The organism is Actinocrinis puniceicyclus, assembly GCF_018283645.1.
Taxonomy (GTDB): domain Bacteria; phylum Actinomycetota; class Actinomycetes; order Streptomycetales; family Catenulisporaceae; genus Actinocrinis; species Actinocrinis puniceicyclus.
The window spans coordinates 1-20,816 of the sequence record NZ_JAGSXH010000104.1 but is presented as its reverse complement, the minus strand read 5'-3'; the positions used below and the strand labels follow the sequence as shown (position 1 = coordinate 20,816).

General features: G+C 69.6%; 14 protein-coding genes and 1 pseudogene. 8 read left to right on the top strand and 7 right to left on the bottom strand.

Features of this window, described 5'->3' with window-relative positions; all coding sequences use genetic code 11:
* Positions 1-790: DUF4232 domain-containing protein (locus tag KGA66_RS22570; protein WP_211470333.1), on the top strand; the 790-nt coding region annotated here is incomplete at its 5' end.
* Between the two features lie 69 nt (positions 791-859).
* Here the strand turns inward: KGA66_RS22570 and typA are convergent.
* Positions 860-2,728 carry a translational GTPase TypA gene (gene typA, locus KGA66_RS22565; RefSeq protein ID WP_211470331.1) on the bottom strand — a complete coding sequence of 623 codons (1,869 nt, stop codon included), beginning with the start codon at positions 2,726-2,728 and terminating at the stop codon, positions 860-862.
* A 225-nt stretch (positions 2,729-2,953) separates the two neighbouring features.
* Here typA and KGA66_RS22560 point away from each other — a divergent pair, with 225 nt between their 5' ends.
* The 5 genes from KGA66_RS22560 to pepN all read left to right on the top strand — a co-directional run bounded on the left by KGA66_RS22560 (position 2,954) and on the right by pepN (position 9,810).
* Positions 2,954-3,274 carry a hypothetical protein gene (locus KGA66_RS22560; protein WP_211470329.1) on the top strand — a complete coding sequence of 107 codons (321 nt, stop codon included), beginning with the start codon at positions 2,954-2,956 and terminating at the stop codon, positions 3,272-3,274.
* Between the two features lie 61 nt (positions 3,275-3,335).
* The gene (gene sdhC, locus KGA66_RS22555; RefSeq protein ID WP_211470327.1) at positions 3,336-4,130 is read left to right on the top strand and encodes a succinate dehydrogenase subunit SdhC; all 795 of its coding nucleotides are present in this window, start codon (positions 3,336-3,338) and stop codon (positions 4,128-4,130) included.
* 28 nt (positions 4,131-4,158) lie between these two features.
* Positions 4,159-6,102 carry a fumarate reductase/succinate dehydrogenase flavoprotein subunit gene (locus KGA66_RS22550; RefSeq protein ID WP_211470326.1) on the top strand — a complete coding sequence of 648 codons (1,944 nt, stop codon included), beginning with the start codon at positions 4,159-4,161 and terminating at the stop codon, positions 6,100-6,102.
* Complete coding sequence (locus KGA66_RS22545) at positions 6,099-6,848, top strand: succinate dehydrogenase/fumarate reductase iron-sulfur subunit (RefSeq protein WP_211470324.1); 750 nt, start codon at positions 6,099-6,101, stop codon at positions 6,846-6,848. The genes KGA66_RS22550 and KGA66_RS22545 overlap by 4 nt, the downstream gene beginning before the upstream one ends.
* Positions 6,849-7,272: 424 nt before the next feature.
* A complete protein-coding gene (gene pepN / locus KGA66_RS22540) occupies positions 7,273-9,810 on the top strand; it encodes an aminopeptidase N (protein ID WP_211470322.1) in 2,538 nt (845 codons plus the stop codon).
* A 21-nt stretch (positions 9,811-9,831) separates the two neighbouring features.
* Here the strand turns inward: pepN and KGA66_RS22535 are convergent, their stop codons facing one another.
* Complete coding sequence (locus KGA66_RS22535) at positions 9,832-10,521, bottom strand: hypothetical protein (RefSeq protein ID WP_211470320.1); 690 nt, start codon at positions 10,519-10,521, stop codon at positions 9,832-9,834.
* Between the two features lie 125 nt (positions 10,522-10,646).
* Between KGA66_RS22535 and KGA66_RS22530 the strand changes: the two genes are divergently transcribed.
* Entirely contained in the window at positions 10,647-11,579 is a 933-nt protein-coding gene (locus tag KGA66_RS22530) for a ferredoxin family protein (RefSeq protein ID WP_211470318.1), read from the top strand.
* 34 nt (positions 11,580-11,613) lie between these two features.
* Here KGA66_RS22530 and KGA66_RS22525 read toward each other — a convergent pair whose 3' ends face one another.
* On the bottom strand, positions 11,614-13,734 hold the full coding sequence (locus KGA66_RS22525; protein WP_211470316.1) for a DNA gyrase/topoisomerase IV subunit B: 2,121 nt from the start codon (positions 13,732-13,734) through the stop codon (positions 11,614-11,616).
* Positions 13,735-14,127: 393 nt separating this feature from the next.
* Here KGA66_RS22525 and KGA66_RS22520 point away from each other — a divergent pair, with 393 nt between their 5' ends.
* Positions 14,128-14,340 (top strand): DUF7455 domain-containing protein, encoded by a 213-nt coding sequence (locus KGA66_RS22520; RefSeq protein WP_211470337.1) that lies wholly within the window; start codon positions 14,128-14,130, stop codon positions 14,338-14,340.
* 383 nt (positions 14,341-14,723) lie between these two features.
* Here KGA66_RS22520 and KGA66_RS22515 read toward each other — a convergent pair whose 3' ends face one another.
* From KGA66_RS22515 to KGA66_RS22500, 4 genes and pseudogenes are all read right to left on the bottom strand, one after another.
* Positions 14,724-16,463, bottom strand: a complete 1,740-nt coding sequence (locus KGA66_RS22515; protein ID WP_211470314.1) for an RNA polymerase sigma factor — start codon at positions 16,461-16,463, stop codon at positions 14,724-14,726.
* Between the two features lie 429 nt (positions 16,464-16,892).
* Positions 16,893-18,608: a SpoIIE family protein phosphatase gene (locus KGA66_RS22510; RefSeq protein WP_211470312.1), complete on the bottom strand. Its 1,716-nt coding sequence runs from the start codon at positions 18,606-18,608 to the stop codon at positions 16,893-16,895.
* A gap of 523 nt (positions 18,609-19,131) precedes the next feature.
* Positions 19,132-20,049, bottom strand: coding sequence for a FadR/GntR family transcriptional regulator (locus KGA66_RS22505; protein WP_281416759.1), 918 nt, complete (start codon positions 20,047-20,049; stop codon positions 19,132-19,134).
* A 73-nt stretch (positions 20,050-20,122) separates the two neighbouring features.
* Positions 20,123-20,816 (bottom strand): annotated as a pseudogene (locus KGA66_RS22500) (hypothetical protein); the annotation flags it as partial.

Below are 20,816 nucleotides of genomic sequence, written 5' to 3'. Positions count from 1 at the left end.
GTTCGGGGGCGGCCCGCTCGTCGCGGCGCAGGCCGCGGCTTACCCGCGGGGTGGCGCTATGGGCATCGGTGCCGCGGTCGGCGGCATCGACTCTGGGAGAGAGATCATGGACCGCAAGTTCGAATGGGCGATCGGCGGCGTGCTGACCGCCGCCGCGCTCACCGCCGGCATCGTGGCCGGCTGCGGCGCGAGCAGCAGTGGGAACGGCCCGAGCGCGAGCGCCACGGAGAGCGGCGGGCCCTCGGCCCTCGCCGGCCCGAGTGTGGGCGCGGTGACGCTGCCCGCGCCCTCGGCCAGCACGAGCGCCGGGGGGCGGTCGGCGCTTCCCCCCGACAAGGTGCCGCAGTGCCACACGGTCGACCTGTCCCCCTCCGTCTCCATCGTGCCGGGTTCCCAGGGTGCGGGGCACGAGCTGATGAACATCAGGCTCGCCAACACCTCGGGCCGCACCTGCACGGTGTACGGGTATCCGGGCATGAAGCTCGAGGACGCGAACGGCTCGGGCCAAGCGACCACGGTCACCCGCAACCGCTCGATGGCGCCGAAGACGATCGTCGTGCCGAACGGCGGGTCGGTGGCCACCACCGCTCGCTTCGACTTCGACATCCCGGCGGCGGACGAGTCGCAGACCGGCAACTGCGAGGCTCCGTCGGTCTACCTGCAGATCACCCCGCCGGACGAGACGACCCAGCTGAGCGCGTCGATCGGCGGCGGACCCATCACGGTCTGCGAGCACGGCGCGCTGGACGTGCTGCCGTTCGTCGCGGGCCCCAAGGGCGCGAATCAGTAGTCCGCACCCGGTCGCCCGTCGCGGGCGACCGGGCCCGCCGCCGCCACGGCCGCCCTGTGACGAATCCCGCTATGCCTGCCCGCGCGAGCGCCGCGCCGCCGACCGGGCACGCTCCTGCGCCGAGAGCACCACCTTGCGGATGCGCACGGCCGCGGGCGTGACCTCGACGCATTCGTCCTCGCGGCAGAACTCGAGGCACTGCTCCAGCGAGAGCTTGCGCGGCGGCACGATCTTCTCGGTCTCGTCCGCGGTGGACGAGCGCATGTTCGTGAGCTTCTTCTCCTTGGTGATGTTCACGTCCATGTCGTCGGCGCGCGAGTTCTCCCCGACGATCATGCCCTCGTAGACCTCGGTGGTCGCCTCGACGAACAGCGAACCGCGCTCCTGCAGGTTCGTCATCGCGAACGGCGTGACCACGCCGGCCCGGTCGGCCACCAGCGAGCCCGAGCTGCGGGTGCGCAGGTCGCCGAACCAGGGCTCGTAGCCCTCGAAGGTGTGGTTGGCGATTCCGGTGCCGCGGGTCTCGGTCAGGAACTCGGTGCGGAACCCGATCAGCCCGCGCGAAGGCACCAGGAACTCCATCCGGATCCAGCCGGTGCCGTGGTTGGTCATCGTCTCCATCCGGCCCTTGCGGATCGCGAGCAGCTGGGTGATCGTGCCCAGGTGCTCCTCGGGCGCGTCGATGGTCAGCCGCTCGACCGGCTCGTGCACCTTCCCGTCGATCGTCCGGGTGACGACCTGCGGCTTGCCCACGGTCAGCTCGTACTGCTCCCTGCGCATCATCTCCACCAGGATCGCCAGCGCCAGCTCCCCGCGGCCCTGTACCTCCCAGGTGTCCGGCCGTTCCGTCGGCAGCACCTTGATGGAAACGTTGCCGACCAGTTCGCGCTCCAGCCGGTCCTTGACCATGCGCGCGGTGACCTTCGCGCCCTTGACCCGGCCGACCAGCGGGGAGGTGTTGGTGCCGATGGTCATCGAGATGGCCGGCTCGTCCACGGTGATCAGCGGCAGCGGGCGCGGGTCGTCGGCGTCGGCGAGCGTCTCGCCGATCATGATGTCCGGGATGCCGGCGATGGCGATGATGTCGCCGGGCCCGGCCTGCTCGGCGGGCTTGCGCTCCAGCGCCTCGGTCATCAGCAGCTCGGTGATCTTCACCCGCTCGGTCGATCCGTCCCGCTTGATCCAGGCGACCTGCTGGCCCTTGCGGATGACGCCCTGGTGCACGCGGCACAGCGCGATCCGGCCCAGGAAGTTGGAGGCGTCCAGGTTGGTCACGTGCGCCTGAAGCGGCGCCCCCTCCGCGTACGTCGGCGCGGGGATGGTGTCCAGGATCGTGCGGAACAGCGGCTGGAGGTCCGCACTGGCGGGCACCGAACCGTTCGCGGGACGCTCCAGTGATGCTTTCCCGTCCCGCGCGCAGGCGTAGACGATCGGGAACTCGATCTGCTCCTCGGTGGCGTCCAGGTCGAGGAAGAGCTCGTAGGTCTCGTCGACGACCTCGGAGATCCGCGCGTCCGGGCGGTCGGTCTTGTTGATCACCAGGATCACCGGCAGCTTCGCGGACAGCGCCTTGCGCAGCACGAACCTGGTCTGCGGCAGCGGCCCCTCCGAGGCGTCCACCAGCAGCACCACGCCGTCCACCATGGACAGGCCGCGCTCGACCTCGCCGCCGAAGTCGGCGTGCCCGGGGGTGTCGATGATGTTGATGACGGTGTCTGAGCCGTCCTGCGGCGACTTGTAGTGCACCGCGGTGTTCTTCGCGAGGATGGTGATGCCCTTCTCGCGCTCCAACTCGTTGGAGTCCATCGCACGCTCGTCCACGTGCTGGTTCGACCGGAACGCCCCGGCCTGCCACAGCATCGCGTCCACGAGCGTGGTCTTGCCGTGGTCTACGTGGGCCACGATCGCCACGTTGCGGATGTCGTTACGCGTAGGCATGCCGGATAGCGTCGCTTTCAATCGGGATCACGGAGGGTTGAACGCTGGTCGATCGGCCAACCAGCGCGCGAGGGGCTCCGTTGCCGTCTCGACCAGACTGGGCAGAGAACGCCCCATCCCATGGTACCGGCCGCCGGGCGAGCAACCCGACATGCGGACGGCGCGTGACTATCGCGGCCGCGACCACGAGTGCGACGCACGTACCGCGCACTTGCCGTCAGGGTGGTGTTCACGCTGCTGAGCGGCTCGGCGGCAGAGGGTCGCCGGTTCTGTCTCGGTGTGGTGCTCTGGATCGCGACGCGCATCGTCGTGACCGCGCTCATGTTGGTGGTCGGCGCCGCGATGCTGGCTGTGGAGCTGCGCGCGGATTCACCCGCCGCACCGCGAACGCCGTTTCGCGGTGACCATTCAGCCGCCGAGCGGTTGCCATCAGGCGGACACGGAGCGTCGCAAACGGCTCTGACCTGGGCGTCGTACCATGTGAATTTGGTCACCATCGTCACTGCGCGTGACAGTGCAACGTTGAACCGCCGTTTCCTGGACTAGAGTGCGGTTCGCCGCAGACGAGTTGTGCTGCTTACTCCACCGAAGCAGGAGCTTGCACAAAATGAGCACCGGAACCCTGTCGCCCGGACGGGCAAAGATCGACAAGCCCACGCTGCGGACGGACCGCTACTGGGTCTCCCCGCTGATCACCTTCCTGGTCTTCACCGCGTTCATCGCTTACGCCACCTTCCGGGCCTTCCAGAACGACCACTACTACGCCTCGCCGTACATCTCCCCGTTCTATTCGCCGTGCATTTCGGACAACTGCGTGCCGATGCCCGGCGCCGGGGAAGTCCACTTCATCGGTTCGTGGTGGGGCTGGTCTCCGGCGCTGCTGGTCCTGGTCGTCCCGCTCGGGTTCCGGATGACCTGCTACTACTACCGCAAGGCCTACTACCGCTCGTTCTGGCAGTCGCCGCCGGCCTGCGCGGTCGCCGAACCGCACCGCTCGTACACCGGCGAGACCCGCTTCCCGCTGATCTTCCAGAACTCGCACCGCTACTTCTTCGTGCTGGCCACGATCTTCAACGTCATTCTGACCTGGGACGCGATCCTCGGCTTCCGCAACCCGGCCGGGCAGTGGGGCCACATGGGCGTCGGTACGCTCGTCCTGCTGATCAACGCGGCCCTGTTGTGGCTGTACACAGCGTCGTGCCATTCCTGCCGGCACATCATGGGCGGTCGGCTCAAGCACTTCTCCAAGCACCCGATCCGGTACCGCGCCTGGGGCTTCGTCTCCAAGCTCAACGGCAAGCACATGCAGCTGGCCTGGGTCTCGCTTTTCGGGGTCGCGCTCGCGGACCTTTACGTACTGCTGCTGTCCCTCAACGCGTTCACCGACCCGCGCTTCTTCTAAATCGAGTCAGGCAAGAGAGCCGAAGGCCATGGACACCTACGAATACGACGTCGTCGTCATCGGCGCGGGCGGAGCGGGACTGCGCGCCGCCATCGAGGCGCGAATGCAGGGCAAGCGAGTCGCGATCATCTGCAAGTCCCTGTTCGGCAAGGCCCACACGGTGATGGCCGAGGGCGGCGCCGCCGCCGCGATGGGCAACGTCAACCCGAACGACAACTGGATGGTGCACTTCCGCGACACGATGCGCGGCGGCAAGTTCCTGAACAACTACCGGATGGCCGAACTGCACGCCAAGGAGGCGCCGGACCGGGTGTGGGAGCTGGAACAGTGGGGCGCGCTGTTCGACCGCACCAAGGACGGCAAGATCTCGCAGCGCAACTTCGGCGGCCACGAGTACCCGCGCCTCGCGCACGTCGGCGACCGCACCGGCCTGGAGCTGATCAGGACGCTCCAGCAGGCGGTGGTGGGCCTCCAGCAGCAGGACGCGCGCGAGCACGGCGAGGCCGAGGGACGGATCAAGGTCTTCGCCGAGCACACCATCACGCGGCTGCTCAAGGAAGGTGACCGGATCGCCGGTGCCTTCGGCTACCGCCGCGAGGACGGCGGCTTCGTGCTGTTCAAGGCGCCCGCGGTCGTCCTGGCCACCGGCGGCGTCGGTAAGTCGTACAAGGTGACTTCCAACTCCTGGGAGTACACCGGCGACGGGCACGCGCTGGCGCTGCTCGCGGGTGCGACGCTGATCAACATGGAGTGCATCCAGTTCCACCCGACCGGCATGGTCTGGCCGCCCTCGGTGAAGGGCATCCTGGTCACCGAGTCGGTGCGCGGCGACGGCGGCGTGCTGCGCAACTCCGAGGGCAAGCGGTTCATGTTCGACTACGTCCCGGACGTCTTCCGTCCGCAGTACGCGGAGACGGAGGAGGAGGCGGACCGCTGGTACACCGACCCGGACAACAACCGGCGCCCGCCGGAACTGCTGCCGCGCGACGAGGTGGCCCGCTCGATCAACTCCGAGGTGAAGGCCGGCCGCGGCACCCCGCACGGCGGTGTGTACCTGGACATCGCCTCGCGCCGCTCCAAGGAGTTCATCCTCAAGCGGCTGCCGTCGATGTACCACCAGTTCAAGGAGCTGGCCGACGTGGACATCACGGCGGAGCCGATGGAGATCGGCCCGACGTGCCACTACATCATGGGCGGCGTCGAGGTGGACGCGGACACTCAGGCCTCGATCGTGCCCGGCCTGTTCGCCGCGGGTGAGGTGGCCGGCGGCATGCACGGCTCCAACCGGCTCGGCGGCAACTCGCTGTCCGACCTGCTGGTGTTCGGCCGCCGCGCCGGACTGCACGCGGCGCAGTACGTGGACGAGCTGGGCGGGAACCGCCCGGCGGTCGCGCAGGCCGACGTCGCCGCGGCCGAGGCCGAGGTGGTGGCGCCGCTGGAGCAGTCCGCGGGTGAGAACCCGTACACGCTGCACGCCGAGCTTCAGCAGACGATGAACGACCTGGTCGGCATCATCCGCCGCGAGCACGAGGTGCAGGCCGCGATCGAGAAGCTGGCGGAGCTGGCGCCGCGCCGGGAGAAGCTGGCGGCGAGCGGCGGGCGGGTGTTCAACCCGGGCTGGCACCTGTCCCTCGATATGCGCAACATGCTGCTGGTGTCCGAGTGCGTCGCGAAGGCGGCGCTGGAGCGCAAGGAGTCGCGCGGCGGTCACACCCGCGAGGACTACCCGCAGATGTCGGCCGAGTGGCGCAAGGTCAACCTGGTCTGTTCCGTGGGCCCGGACGGCCACGCGCAGGTCAAGAAGCAGCCGCTGCCGCAGATGCGCCCGGACCTGCTCGACTTGTTCGAGCGTTCGGAGCTGAAGAAGTACATGACCGAGGAGGAGCTGGCCGAGCCGGCCGCCCCGTCGGACGGGCCGCGCGCCGCGGCCGACGCGGACACGCAGAAGGGTACTGGGGCGGACGCATCATGACGTACAAGGCGAAGTTCAAGGTCTGGCGCGGCGACGACAAGGACGGCGGCCTGCACGATTTCACGGTGGAGGTCAACGACGGCGAGGTGGTGCTCGACGTCGTCCACCGGCTCCAGGCCACGCAGGCTCCGGACCTGGCGGTGCGGTGGAACTGCAAGGCGGGCAAGTGCGGTTCCTGTTCCGCGGAGATCAACGGCATGCCGCGCCTGATGTGCATGACCCGCATGTCGGTGTTCACCGAGGACGAGACGGTGACGATCACGCCACTGCGCACGTTCCCGGTGATCCGCGACCTCGTCACCGACGTGTCCTTCAACTACGAGAAGGCGCGCCAGGTACCCGTGTTCGAGCCTCCGGCGGACCTGAAGCCGGGCGATTACCGGATGTCGCAGGTGGACGTCGAGCGCTCGCAGGAGTTCCGCAAGTGCATCGAGTGCTACCTGTGCCAGAACGTGTGCCACGTGGTGCGTGACCACGAGGAGAACAAGAAGTCCTTCTCCGGCCCGCGGTTCCTCATGCGTATCGCGGAGCTGAGCATGCACCCGCTGGATACGCGCGACCGGCGCAAGGAGGCGCAGGAGGAGCACGGCCTGGGCTTCTGCAACATCACCAAGTGCTGCACCGAGGTGTGCCCGGAGCACATCAAGATCACCGACAACGCGCTGATCCCGATGAAGGAGCGCGTCGCCGACCGCAAGTACGACCCGCTGGTCTGGCTCGGCAGCAAGATCGCGCGCAGGAAGTAGCCGCGGGCGCGAGCCGGCCAAGCGCCAGTGCGCGATCCGATCATCTGAGTCTTGCGAAGTGTGCCCCGCCCGGTCCCGAGCGGGGCACGCTTGTGTGCCGATCCCATCGGGCACCCTCCCTGGAGGCCGACTTCCGCGAGTTGGAGTCCGTGTTCGCCACACTCGCCCCGAAACACCACCGGGGCGGGCTGAGCCGGATGGACACGCCCGAAGGCTTGGCGCTCCACCTCGGCCGCGATCACGCCGCGCCGTGCCTGCGCCCCGCCCCCGCGCCAGTCGCCGCATTCTGAATACTTACCGGCGATCGCGGAGCGGGCACGGCCCCGCCACCTGGCATGATGGCCCGGTCGCGCAAAGGCGCGCGACGTTGCCCGGCTGCGCGCCCGGGCGGCTGCGCGGAACGGAACCGAACGGAGCGGCATACATGGCGGGGATGAACCTGACCCGGGACGAGGCGCGGGAACGCGCGCGCCTGATCACGGTCGAGGACTATCGGATCGAGCTCGACCTGAGCGGCGCGAACGCCGACCGGGCGAGCACCTTCCGCTCCGCCAGCACGATCCGCTTCCGCCACGCCGAACCCGGGCCGGCCGCCACCACCTTCCTGGACCTCGTCGCGCCGCACGTCGCGTCGGTCACGCTGAACGGGCGCGCGCTCGACCCCGCCGAGGTCTACCGCGGCTCACGCGTGTGGCTCACCGGACTTGAGGCGACCAACGAGGTGACCGTCGACGCCTCGTGCGCATACAGCCGTAGCGGCGAAGGTCTGCACCGATTCGTCGACCCGGCGGACGGGCGCGTATACCTGTACACACAGTTCGAACCCGCGGACGCCTGCCGGATGTACGCGAACTTCGAGCAGCCGGACCTGAAAGCCTCGTTCGTGTTCGACATCACCGCGCCGGCCGGCTGGCACATGTCGAGCAACGGGACCGCGCGCGAACGCAAACGCGTGGTCAACGGCGCCGCGCGCTGGGTCTTCGCGCCGACACCACGCATCTCCACGTACATCACGGCCGTCGTCGCCGGGCCGTACCAGGTCGAGCGCGACCTCTACTCGCGCGAACTGCCCGACGGCACCACCCTGGAGATCCCGCTGTCCGCACTGTGCCGCGCGTCCCTGGCCGAACACTTCGACGCCGACGCGATCCACGAGATCACGAAGCAGGGGCTTGATTTCTTCCACGAGCGCTTCGACTACCCGTACCCGTTCGGCAAGTACGACCAGGCGTTCGTGCCCGAGTACAACCTCGGCGCCATGGAGAACCCCGGCTGCGTGACCCTCAACGAGGAATACGTGTTCCAGTCGAAAGTCACCGACACCGCTTATGAGGCGCGCGCGTGCACGATCCTGCACGAGATGGCGCACATGTGGTTCGGCGACCTGGTCACCATGCGCTGGTGGGACGACCTGTGGCTCAAAGAGTCCTTCGCCGAGTTCATGGGCTCGTACGCCCAGGTCGAGGCCACCGCCTGGAAGAACGCGTGGATCAGCTTCGCCAACCGGCGCAAGGCGTGGGCATACCGGCAGGACCAGCAACCCACGACGCACCCGATCGTCGCCACCGTCAACGACCTCGAAGACGCGAAGCTCAACTTCGACGGCATCACCTACGCCAAGGGCGCGGCCGTGCTCAAACAACTCGTCGCCTACGTCGGCGAGGAGGCGTTCCTGGAAGGGGCGCGGCAGTACTTCAAGCGACACGCCTTCGGCAACACCACGCTCACGGACCTGCTGGACGTACTCGCGCGGACCTCGGGCCGCGACCTGGCGGCATGGTCACGCGCCTGGCTGGAAACCGCACAGCTCAACACGCTGACGATCGACGAAGACACGATCGTGCAGAGCTCAGCTTCCGGCTACCCCCAGGCGCGACCGCACCGGATCGCCGTCGGCACGTACGCGGTGCGGACCGACGGCGGGCGCGTGGTACGCACCGACCGGCGCGAGGTGGACCTGGCATCGCAGCGCACGCCGTTCAAGTTCGGCACCGGCGACTTCCACCTGCTCAACGACGACGACCTGACATACGCGAAGCTGCGGCTGTCCACCGATCAGCTGGCCTTCCTGCGCGAGCGGCTGTCGGCGTTCGCCGACCCGATGGCGCGCTCGCTGCTGTGGTCGGCGCTGTGGAACATGACCCGGGACGGCGAACTTCCGGGGCGCGAGTTCATCGCCTTCGTGGACCGGCACGCTGCAGCCGAATCCCAGGTCGGGGTCGTGCAGAACCTGTTGCAACAGACCGAGACCGTGCTGGAGTTCTACCTCTCCCCCGACGCCGCGCAGCAGGCCGCCGGACCGGCCGCGGCGATGGCCGGGCGCGAGCTTGCCGCCGCGGCGCCCGGCTCGGACCACCAACTGGCCTGGGCGCGCGGCTTCGCGGCGATCGCCCGGTCAGACGCCGACCACACGCTGCTCGAAGCGCTGCTGGACGGTTCCGTATCGATCGACGGTTTGGTCGTCGACGCCGACCTGCGCTGGACCTTCCTGCACGCGCTGGCCCGCGGCGGCCGGGCGCGGCAGGACGATCTGGACGCACAGCTGGTACGCGACGCGACGGCCGCCGGGCGGCGCAAGCACGCCGGCTGCATGGCCGCACGCCCGACCCGGGACGCCAAGGACGCCGCGTGGAAACTCGCCGTGCAGTCCGGGGACCAGCCGACCGACCTGCTGCGCGAAGTGCTGTTCGGCTTCGCCGCGACGGGCGGGCGGCCGCAGTTGCTGCGGCCCTTCGTCGAGCCGTACTTCGCCGCACTGGACGAGGTATGGAAGAGCCGCTCGATCGAGAACGCGAGCCGGATCGCGGCGCTGGCGTTCCCGAGCCACGTGGTCGAGGAGGCGACGCTCGACCGCGCCGACCGCTGGCTCGACGAGGACGGACACGCCCCGGCGCTACGCCGGCTGGTACTGGAGGCTCGCGACGACCTGAGACGGGCGCTCAGGGCGCGCGGCGCGAGCTGACCGACCGATGGCCGGGCCGCGTCACAACTCGTGCGGCCAGCCTTCGTGCCCGACCAGGCCCCGATGGTCGTACGGATGGAACTGTCCGGGCCGGGCGTGTTCGTGGCCGAAGGTCTGCCCGTAGTGCACCACCGTGCGCGGGCTCGAGCCGTGGATGCGATCGACCAGCCGGATGAGCTGCTGGTTGCGCTCGCCGCTGGTATGCGCGGTGCGCGCCAGCCAGGCCGGGAAGGTGAGCAGATCGCCGACGTCGTGCGCAGCCGCCGCCGCGACGCGCCGTACCTTGCCTGCGGGTTCGCGCGGTGGCCAGTGCGTACCCAGCGCGATCGACGCGCCCTCTTGCGGTGCCAGCACGGTCAGCCGGTACTCGTCCCCCTCGGCGCTGACCAGGGTCAGCCGCCCGGCGCGCGCCCACACCTGCGCCTGGGCCGGGGTGAGCAGGATGGTGCCGACCTCGGAGCCGGTCCAGCGGTGAATGCCGACCGGGCAGGCGCACGAGCCGACCTCGACCGCGACCACCTGATTGAGCAGCACCGCCGGGAAACCGAGCGCGCGGGCGAGCGGCGGCGAGCCGGACCCGGCCGCACCGCGCGCGGCATGCTCCGGGTGAAATTGCACGGCCTGGGATCCCGCGCGCATCCCGCTCGCGTGGGGGTGCGCCGGATCCGGGCCGCGGCCGGTGGCCTGTTCGCGGTTCTCCATCGAGGTCATCGCCTGTTCCTCCTGCCACGAGAGATCCCGGCATCGCCTCAAGCAAGCCCTGATACCGCCATACCGCCATCATGCGTCGCCGATCCCGAGCCCACCAGGGCACAGCAGCCGTTACGGTGGTCACCATGTCTCATCGACCCGACGCCCGCCCGGAGCCGACGACCTGCTCGGCCTTCTCCGCGCGGCTCGACGAGCCGCTGCCCGGAACCGCACCGGTCGCCACGACCTGGCTGGCGATCGAACAACCCGGGCCGTGGGGTGCGCGCGCGCTGCGACAGTCGCACCTCGATCCCGAAGTCGGCGCGCAGTTGGAGCAGCGGGCGGAGGGCACCGGGCTACGCATAGCGCTGATCCGCCGCGTCGGACGCCATGCACTGACAGCCGCGGACGAGCCGCGCACCGTCCTGCTGTGCGACACCCGTCCGGGCAGCGCGGCGGTGCGTTCGACCGCGTTCACCGACCCGCGCGAACTGCTCGACCTGGACCTCGCGTCACTCGCGGCCGGGCGGATCGACGCGGGTGAGCCGGTGACGAACCCGGTGCTGCTGGTGTGCAGCAACGGCAAGCGCGACCGCTGCTGCGCTCAGTTCGGCCGTGCCCTCGCGCTGGAGCTGACGCGGGCGGACCCAGCCGCCCAGGTGTGGGAGTCAGATCACCTCGGCGGGCACCGCTTCGCCCCGACCGCCGTGGTCCTCCCGACCGGCTACGTCTACGGCCGGCTCGACACCGGCACCGCGCTCGCCGCCCTCGAAGCGGCGCGGCGCGGGCAGGTCCTGACCGAGCGTTCGCGCGGCCGCAGCACGTGGTCGCGGCCGGCCCAGAGCGCCGAGCTCGCGCTGCGCGCCGAGTTGCAGGAGTCCGATGCGGACGCGATACGTGTCGTCGGCGAGCAGCGCGTCGGCGCCAGCGGCCACGCCGTCGAACTGGTGGCGCGCGACGCGCGCTATCGGGTGCTCGTCGACGTCGCGCCGGCCGCGCGGCCGCGCCCGGAATCCTGCGGCAAGGTCTTCGGCACCCCGATCGAACTGCGCGTCACCGAAGTGGAGAAGCTGGCCTGACGCCACGGGCCCGGCGGTTGCCTGCCCGGGGCGGTCAGGCGTCGATGCGCGAGCGGTCCAGCAGCGCCGCGGCGTTGACGATGTACTCCCGGCGCGGTGCCACGTCCGTGCCCATCAGCAGTTCGAACATCTTCTCCGCGGCCTCGGCGTCGGACAGGGAGATGCGTCGCAGGATCCGGTGGCGTGGGTCCATCGTGGTCTCGGCCAACTGGTCGGCGTCCATCTCGCCCAGACCCTTGTACCGCTGCACCGGTTCCTTGATCCGCTTGCCGCGCCGCTGCAGATCCGCAAGGGTGCGCTTGAGTTCGGCGTCCGAGTATGTGTACAGATACTCGTTCTTCGCCCTGCCCTGCCCGATGACCTCGATGCGGTGCAGCGGCGGCACGGCGGCGTACACGCGCCCGGCCTCCACCAGCGGCCGCATGTACCGGTAGAACAGCGTCAGCAGCAGGGTTCGGATATGCGAGCCGTCCACGTCCGCGTCCGCCATCATGATGACCTTGCCGTAGCGGGCCGCGTCCAGGTCGAAGGAGCGCCCGGTTCCGGCTCCGACCACCTGGATGATCGCCGCGCACTCGGCGTTCTTGAGCATGTCCGCGACCGAGGACTTCTGCACGTTGAGGATCTTGCCGCGGATCGGCAGCAGCGCCTGAAACTCCGAGGAGCGGGCCAGTTTCGCGGTACCCAGGGCCGAGTCCCCCTCGACGACGAACAGTTCCGAGCGGTCCACGTCGTCGGTGCGGCAGTCGGCCAGCTTGGCCGGGAGCGCCGAGGTCTCCAGCGCGTTCTTACGCCGCTGGGTCTCCTTGTGCATCCGGGCCGCGATGCGGGTCTTCGCGGCCGCGGCGATCTTCTCAAGCACCGCGCGGGCCTGCGGCTTGGTGTTGCGGTGGTTGCTGGTCAGAAAGTCGCGCAACCGTTCGGAGACGATCGCGGTCACGATCCGCGCGGCCGCCGGCGTGCCGAGGACCTCCTTGGTCTGCCCCTCGAACTGGGGTTCGGCCAGCCGCACGGTGACCACCGCGGTCAGGCCCTCCAGGATGTCGTCCTTGACCACCGGGTCGTCGTTGACCTTGAGCAGCTTGACCGCGCGCAACTGCTCGTTGACCGTCTTGACCAGAGCCCTCTCGAAGCCGGTGACGTGGGTGCCGCCCTTGGGCGTGACGATGATGTTGACGAAGGACCGCACGACCGAGTCGTACTCGGTGCCCCAGCGCAGCGCCACGTCGACGTCCAGCTGCCGTTCCACGTCCCGCGAGGTCATGTGCCCGTCCTCGTCGAGCACCGGGACCGTCTCGGTGAAACCGCCGGAACCGGTCAGCCGAAGCGTGTCGCTGATCGGCCGGTCCTTGGCCAGGTAGTCGCAGTACTCGGAGATGCCGCCGGCGTAGTGGAACGTCTCCACCGCGGGCCCGTCCCCGTTGCCGTTGCGCTCGTCGCGCACCACCAGGGTCAGCCCGGGCACGAGGAACGCGGTCTGGCGGGCCCGGTTGTGCAGTTCCTCCAGGGAGATCTGCGCGTCCCGCAGGAAGATCTGGCGATCCGGCCAGAACCGGGTGCGCGTGCCGGTGACACCGGCCTTCTTCGCCGAGCGGCGTCCCCTGGTCAGGCCGCCCTGCGCGGTGAACTGCGCGTTCGGTCCCTCGCCGGCGAAGACCCCGGGCACGCCGCGCCGGAAGGAGATCGAGTGCGTCGCGCCGTCCCTGTCCACCTCGACGTCCAGGCGGGACGAGAGCGCGTTCACGACCGAGGCGCCCACGCCGTGCAGGCCGCCAGAGGCCGCGTAGGAGCCGCCGCCGAACTTGCCTCCGGCGTGCAGCTTGGTCATCACGACCTCGACCCCGGACAGACCGGTCTTGGGCTCCACGTCCACCGGGATGCCGCGGCCCTGGTCGAGCACCGCGACCGAACCGTCCGCGTGCAGGATCACCTCGATATGCGAGCCGTGCCCGGCCAACGCCTCGTCGACCGAGTTGTCGATGATCTCCCACACGCAGTGCATCAGTCCGCGGCTGTCGGTCGAGCCGATGTACATGCCGGGGCGCTTGCGCACCGCCTCGAGTCCTTCGAGCACCAGCAGGTGGCGGGCGGTGTAGTCCGCACCCTTCGTCTCTCCGCGTGGGGTGCTCGCCTGGGCGGTGAGGCTGGCGGTCACGATGATTCAGCTCCTCGTCAACATGGTGGCGCAGCCAGAGTAGCGGTTCGTTCGGACACAGCCGGACCTACACCGCGCACCCCACAGGGTACCGACCGGGTGTCGGCAAGAGCGAGGGAGGATCTCACGGTACGTGTTTGCCTCGGCACACATCGCCGATGAAGGCGGGCGTTTCGGGCGTCGGAGCGTACGCCCTGAGCGAACTGCCCGAGTTTTGCCCGCGAACGCTGGCGTAGGGCATAGCGGCGAATGGTTTGATGTTGATCCGGGTAGGCGGTCTCCACCAAGCCGCCGACCGGACGCCCGGACCGGCGCACCGAGTCTGGAAACCCCTCGGGGATCCAGGCCACGGGCACAGTCGACGCAGAAAGAAGGGGCGACGTGACCGCTGTCCTGACACCAGACCTCCTCCCCGCCGAGGCGCTCAACGCGCACGACCGCTGCGATCGCTGCGGCGCACAGGCCTACCTCCGTGTCACCCTCGCCTCCGGTGGCGAACTGCTCTTCTGCGCTCACCACGGCAAGAAGTACGAGGAAGGGCTCCGCTCGGTGGCCGCCGAGATTCACGACGAGACCTCCAAGCTCGTCGCGGACAGCACGCGCTGAACCGGTCCAGAGGACTATCGCGCGAGACCTACGACGGGCCGCACCGCCACCACGGTGCGGCCCGTTCGCGCACCTCGGAACCCTGAGCCGCCGGACCGCTGGGCCTGAGCCGCTGAAGCGTGAGACGCTGCGCGCGGACGGCGGGACTGGTTGACCGTCTTCACCCTGGCCCGCGCGCGACGGCTTGGCGCGTGCGCGACTGCTTGCGCACGCAACGGTCGAACTGCGGTGCCGGTCCGTCCGGATGCAACGCCGCTCAGGCGTGCCGAGGAAGTGTCTCCGGGGTCGAATCCGGTCAAGCGCTTTCACGCCGCCATGGCCGGCGCGCACCCATACAGCCGATGAGAGCGCACCGGCGCCTTTCCCGGCGCTGCTGTGATCGCCTAGTCGAGGTAGTCGCGCAGCACCTGCGAGCGCGAGGGATGCCGCAACTTGGACATGGTCTTGGACTCGATCTGCCGGATCCGCTCCCGGGTGACCCCGTAGACCTTGCCGATCTCATCCAGCGTCTTCGGCTGGCCGTCGGTGAGACCGAAGCGCATCGAGACCACACCGGCCTCCCGCTCGGAGAGCGTGTCGAGCACCGAGTGCAACTGCTCCTGCAGCAGCGTGAAGGAGACCGCGTCGGCCGGCACGACCGCCTCGGAGTCCTCGATCAGGTCGCCGAACTCGCTGTCGCCGTCCTCGCCGAGCGGGGTGTGCAGCGAGATCGGCTCGCGGCCGTACTTCTGGACCTCGATGACCTTCTCCGGGGTCATGTCCAGTTCCTTGGCCAGTTCCTCCGGGGTGGGCTCGCGCCCGAGGTCCTGGAGCATCTGGCGCTGGACCCTGGCCAGCTTGTTGATGACCTCGACCATGTGCACCGGGATGCGGATGGTGCGCGCCTGGTCGGCCATCGCGCGGGTGATCGCCTGGCGGATCCACCACGTCGCGTAGGTGGAGAACTTGTATCCCTTGGTGTAGTCGAACTTCTCCACCGCGCGGATCAAACCGAGGTTGCCCTCCTGGATCAGGTCCAGGAACAGCATGCCGCGACCGGTGTACCGCTTCGCCAGCGAGACCACCAGCCGCAGGTTCGCCTCCAGCAGGTGGTTCTTGGCCCGGCGGCCGTCCTCGGCGATGATCTCCAGCTCGTGCTTGAACCGGGGATCCATCTTCTCGCCGGAGTTCAGCTTCTCCTCGGCGAACAGCCCGGCCTCGATCCGCTTGGCCAGTTCCACTTCCTGCTCGGCGTTGAGCAGGGGGACCTTGCCGATCTGCTTGAGGTAGTCCTTGACCGGGTCCGCGGTGGCACCCGCCGAGGCGACCTGCTGCGCCGGGGCGTCGTCCTCGTCGTCGTCGGAAAGGACGAAGCCCTCTTCCTCCTCCTCGGCGGCGGCTGCTGCGGGAGCGCCCTCGGCGACGGTCTCCGTCTCCTCGGCCTCAGGCTCGGCCTCGGCCTCCGGTTCGGTCTCCGCCTCCGCGCCGGCGACCAGGTCGGGGTCGTCTACAAGCGCCTCGTCGCTCTCGAGGTCGAGGTCGAGCTCGCCGTCGAGGTCCTCGTCGAGCGACTCGCCGTCGTCAGCGCCGCCGTCGGCCGTCGCGGCCTTCGCCGGCGCGGACTTCTTCGCGGCCGCCTTCTTGCCGACCGCCGGCGCGGCCTCGGCGTTCTTCTTCGCGGGGGCCGCCTTCTTCGCCGCGGTCTTGGCGGCGGGCTTGGCCGCAGTCCCCGGCTCAGCGGCCGCGGCCGGCTCGGCGGCAGTCCCGGCGGGAACCGCCGCGGGTTTGGCCGCCGCGGCAGCCGGCTGGGTCTCGACGGCTGCGGGCTTGGCCGCGGCTGCGGGCTGCTTACTGACGGCGGGCTCAGCGCTCTTGCGCACGGTGGCGGTGGCGCGGCCGCTCGACGCCGCGGCGACAGCGCGCTTGCGCGGCTTGTTCAGGGACGCGGCGCCCTCGCCGACGACGGCGACGGTCACGCCCTGTTCCAGCAGTGCGCGCAGCACCGACTTGGCCTGGCTGACCGGGACCTTCGCCTGCTCGCAGGCGCGCCGCACGTCGTCGCTCGAGACGGCGGCCCCCTCCGCTCGCTCGAGCAGAGCCTGTACGGCGGCGGCCACCGGCGTGGCGGGCGCGTCCTCTGTCATCGATGGTGCGCCGGACGCGTTGGGGGCGGCAGACGCGGAAAGCGAGATAGGGGCCGACACTCACGTACCCTTCGGAAAGGTGCTCACAGAAGCGCTGACTAAAAGACCTGGCATGCTATCGGCAATGCTGAGACTGCTCGACGGTGGAACACGGAATGTCATATGGAGAAACAGCAATGCAACTGTTGCACTCATATGACAGCACGATGCAGCGGTGCCATATTCCCGCCCCCAGAGCAGACGGGCCGACAGCCGCACAGACGTGCCTGGCGTGGATCATTCCCGGTCGCGGCTTGGATCAAGCCGCTGTACACCGCTTCGCATAACGCAGGTCACGCACTCGGTCGACCAGTCTAGCAGCGCCCCGGGGAGCCACGCACACCGCCTGCCGAAACGGGCCCTGACCGGCGCCCGGGTCCTCGCGGTCGCTCAGACGCGCACGCGCACCGCGAGCAGCGTCACGTCGTCGTCCTGCTCGTGCTCGCGCAGCATCGTCTCGAGGAGGTGGTCGAGCAACGGCTCCAGCGCGGTGTCCGGCGCGCTCAGAGCCGCGGCGCGCAACCGCGCCAGTCCCTCGTCCAGCGAGTCCACGCGGGTTTCCACCAAACCGTCGGAGAAACCGACCACCGTGTCACCGGGGCGCAGCGCAAACCGGTGCTCGATCCGCTCCTCGCTCCAGCCGAGCGGCGTGGCCTCGGGGGTCGCGTCCACGAACCGCACGTCGCCTTCGGCGGTGATGACGAGCAGCGGCAGGTGGCCGGCGTCCGACATGACGAGGCTGCCGGCCGCGGGGTCGTACACCGCGTACACGACCGTGGTGAGCGACTCGGCGTTCTCGGTGGCGTCGAAGAGCCGGTCGAGCCCGGTGAGCACCGCACGCGGCGAAGGATCACTGAAGGCGAGGGCACGCAGCGCCGCGCGCACCCGGCCCATGCCCGCGGCCGCGGTCACGCCCTTTCCGATCACGTCGCCGACCACCATGCCGAGCCGGCCGTCCGGGAATCCGAAAAGGTCGTACCAGTCGCCGCCCACCTCGGTGTCGAGCGAACCGGGGATGTACCGGAACGCGGCGTCGATTCCAGGCAGGTCCGGCAGCCGCTTCGGTAGTAGCGCGTCCTGGAGCGAGACGACCTGACGGTGTTCGCGTTCGTGCATACGCGCTCGCGCCACCGCCATCGTGCACTGCCCGGCGAGCGCCTGAAGATAAGCCTGATCGTCCTCTTCGAAGGCGCGCGCCGATTCGTAGACGAGGTACAACCCGCCGACCGGGCCGGCCGCCGTGGTCAGCGGCAACACCGCCCACGACTGTTCGTCGGCCAGCGAGTCCTCCCACTCGGCCGCGTCGGGGAACAGCGCGCGCACCGCGGCGCGGTCCGCGAGGTAGCAGGGCTGCCCGGTACGCACCGCCGCCGCCAGCAGCGGCGGCCAGGAGGTGGTGCGCCGCTCCCAACGCTCATCCTCGGCGGCGAGCACAGATCGCTGTGCTGGTACCGGGCGCACGGTACGCGTCTGCGGCCATGGTGAACGGCCGAGTTGGTCGAGCAGGCGAAGCTCCACGTGCGAAGCGCCGGTCACCTGGCCGAGCTTCGCCACGGCCGCGCGCACCTCGCCGAGGGTCAGCGCGCCGGCCAGTTCCCGGGCGACGGTCTGCAGCTTGCCGATCCGCCACTGGGTGGAGCCCAGCAACTCGGCGATGCGGTGGCGATCGGTCACGTCGTGCACGATGGCGAGAACTCCTGTGATCCCTCCGGACGGACTGAGCACCGGGGACCAGTGAGTACGCAGGACGCGCACGCCCGGGCCGCGCGGCGCCGGCGCCCACTGCGCGGTCTCCCACCTCTGCTCGGGTTCGCGCCAGGACTTGCCGGTGGCCAGCACCCGCGCGACGGACTCCTCGACCAGAGCGCCGAATTCACCGGGCAACACCTCTCTGGGCAGGCGCCCGAGGTGCTCCTCGACGCTGAGGCCGTTGATCTCGGCGAGTGCCCGGCTGACCTGAAGGTAACGGCAGTCGGCCCCGTAACAGGCGAAGGCCACGGAGCCGTCCTGCAAGAGCGCGCGCAGGAGCGCCGAGTCGGGACCGGTCTCGTCGTGCGCGGCAGGGTTCTGCTGCCGGATGGCGTCTCGGGCCACAGCTCGCTTCACGTCCCCTGACCGTTCGCGACGGGACAGCGGACAGTCGTCCGCCATCGCACGAGCGGCCGCCGGTGAGACCGGCGCCGACTCGCCGTGACTGAGCTTAGCCGTCACCACCCGTCTACAGGGAGTGATTGGACCAGGATTCTCCCGTTCCCGGAGACCGTACCGGCCGCCTCGACAGGTCCAGACCACCACGAAGCCGGGCATTCAGGAGCCTTGCGCCGCCATATCGGCAACGATCCACATCCGGCGAGATGTTTGACACATTCGCCGAATGGAGCCGCATCGCCTGTGCGAGGCCGGGCGCGCACGCGCCCTCCACCCGCCGAGACACCGCCGCGAGCTATCAGTCACCGGATAGTGTCCGGCAACCGACTCAATGCCCACACATATGGCAAACCGCCTGGAAAGCCGTATACCGGCCCGCGAACGGGCGGGAAGCGACCGTGCATTGCCGTACGACCGCTTGCTTCAACGGACGACTGTCCGCAGATGACTCAACCGACGGGAGAGGACCTTCGGACCGGCATCAGTGATCGCGCTGAGCCGGCAGGTGCGGGGAGGCCGCAGCGCCGCTCCCGCGGCTGAGCAGGCCACTGAGAACCTCCGCGGCGCCCGGGCCGTCGCCGGCGAACAACCGGTCCACGAGTGACGCGTGCTCATCCTCCGCAGTCGGCGCTCCCGGCACGCAGGCCAGTGGCCGCAGGCCGGTGATTTCCAGCGCACCGTAGACCACCGAGGCCAGGTGCTCAAGCATCCGGTTCCCGGTCGCGTGCAGCAACAGGCTGTGCAGTTCGCTATCATTACGCTGATAAGCGGCCGGATCTCCTTCCGCCGCGGCCTCGGACAGCAGCTCGGTCAGCTCCATCATCCGGGTGCGTGCGATCTCCGGCAGGCGAGCCGCGGAGGCGGCGACCAGGTGCGCTGCCAGCGGTTCGAAGGCCTGACGCAGCTCGGCCAGCTCCCGGGCCTGATCGGCGCGGAAAGGCCCCAGCGCGCGCCACTCGATCACATCCGGGTCCAGCAGGTTCCACTCGTGCACCGGACGGATCCGAGTGCCCACGTTCGGGCGGGCCGAGACCAGACCCTTGGCTTCGAGCACGCGCAGCGACTCGCGCACGACCGTGCGGGATACCTCGAAACGCTGGCCGATCTCCTCGGGGACCAACGGGCGGTCGGCGCCGAGCTCGCCGGCCACGATCATCTGGCCGAGCTGCTGGACGAGTTGGCCGTGCAGGCCCCGGCCGCGCTGGGCGGCCGCCCGGGGGAAGGCGGCGGCGCCCTGCGCCAAGCCGTACGGGTAGACCTGCGCCTCGCCGGTCTGGCCCTGGGCCGGAGCGGCCAAGCCGCCGGAGCGGACCGGGAGGGTCGCGGAGGTGACTGAGGAGACGGTGTTCATGGTGAACTGGTCGGCGTTCCCGGCTGCCGGCTTGAGCGCTCGGGTCATGATTTACTCATGATTGTCACGGAATGCACTCCAACGAGTGACTTATCTTATCTGACGCAGCTTTCGGCGCGGGTCACGCGAGGCGACGGCGCCGCACCGCGACGAGGCCGGAAAGCACAAGCGCCGTCAGGCCAAGCGCCGGCAGCAGGTACAGAGCTGCGGTGTAATCGATGCCGGGCACCAAGCGCTCGATGCGTCGGGCCGTTTCCTCCACGTACGGCGTGGCGAGGCTGGTCGAGCGCGGTAGCAGAGCGGCGAGCAGCGCGCAGCCCGCAAGCGCCGCGGCGGTCGCGGGCACCCGGGCCCGAAGCACCGTGCCGCCGACGACGCCCAAGGCCGCGGCGAATGCGGTGAGACCTACCTGCCTCGGTGTGGAAAGCATGAGCTGCGAGGGCAGATTGATCGGCACCCCGGCCATGTGGAAGCCGAGAGATGCGGTGGCATAGGCGACCACAGTCGCGCACAGGCACAGCAGAGCGCCGAGACACGCGGAGACGACGGCCTTGCCAAGAAGCACAGAGACACGCCTAGGCAGCAACGCGAAGGTGAGCAGTCCCCGGCCGCGGTACTCGTATCCGATCGAGGCAGCCCCGAGCCAGGCCGCGGCGCAGGCGGACGCGGCGCCTGGAAGCACCATCCCGACCACTCCCCCGGCCACGACCCAGCCGCCGCCACCGTGCGTCGGCGAATACTGATGCAAGAGCGCTGAGACCGCCGCCGCGGCAGCGGCCGGCGAGTCCGGTCGCGTGCCGGGCTGAGGCGTGGGC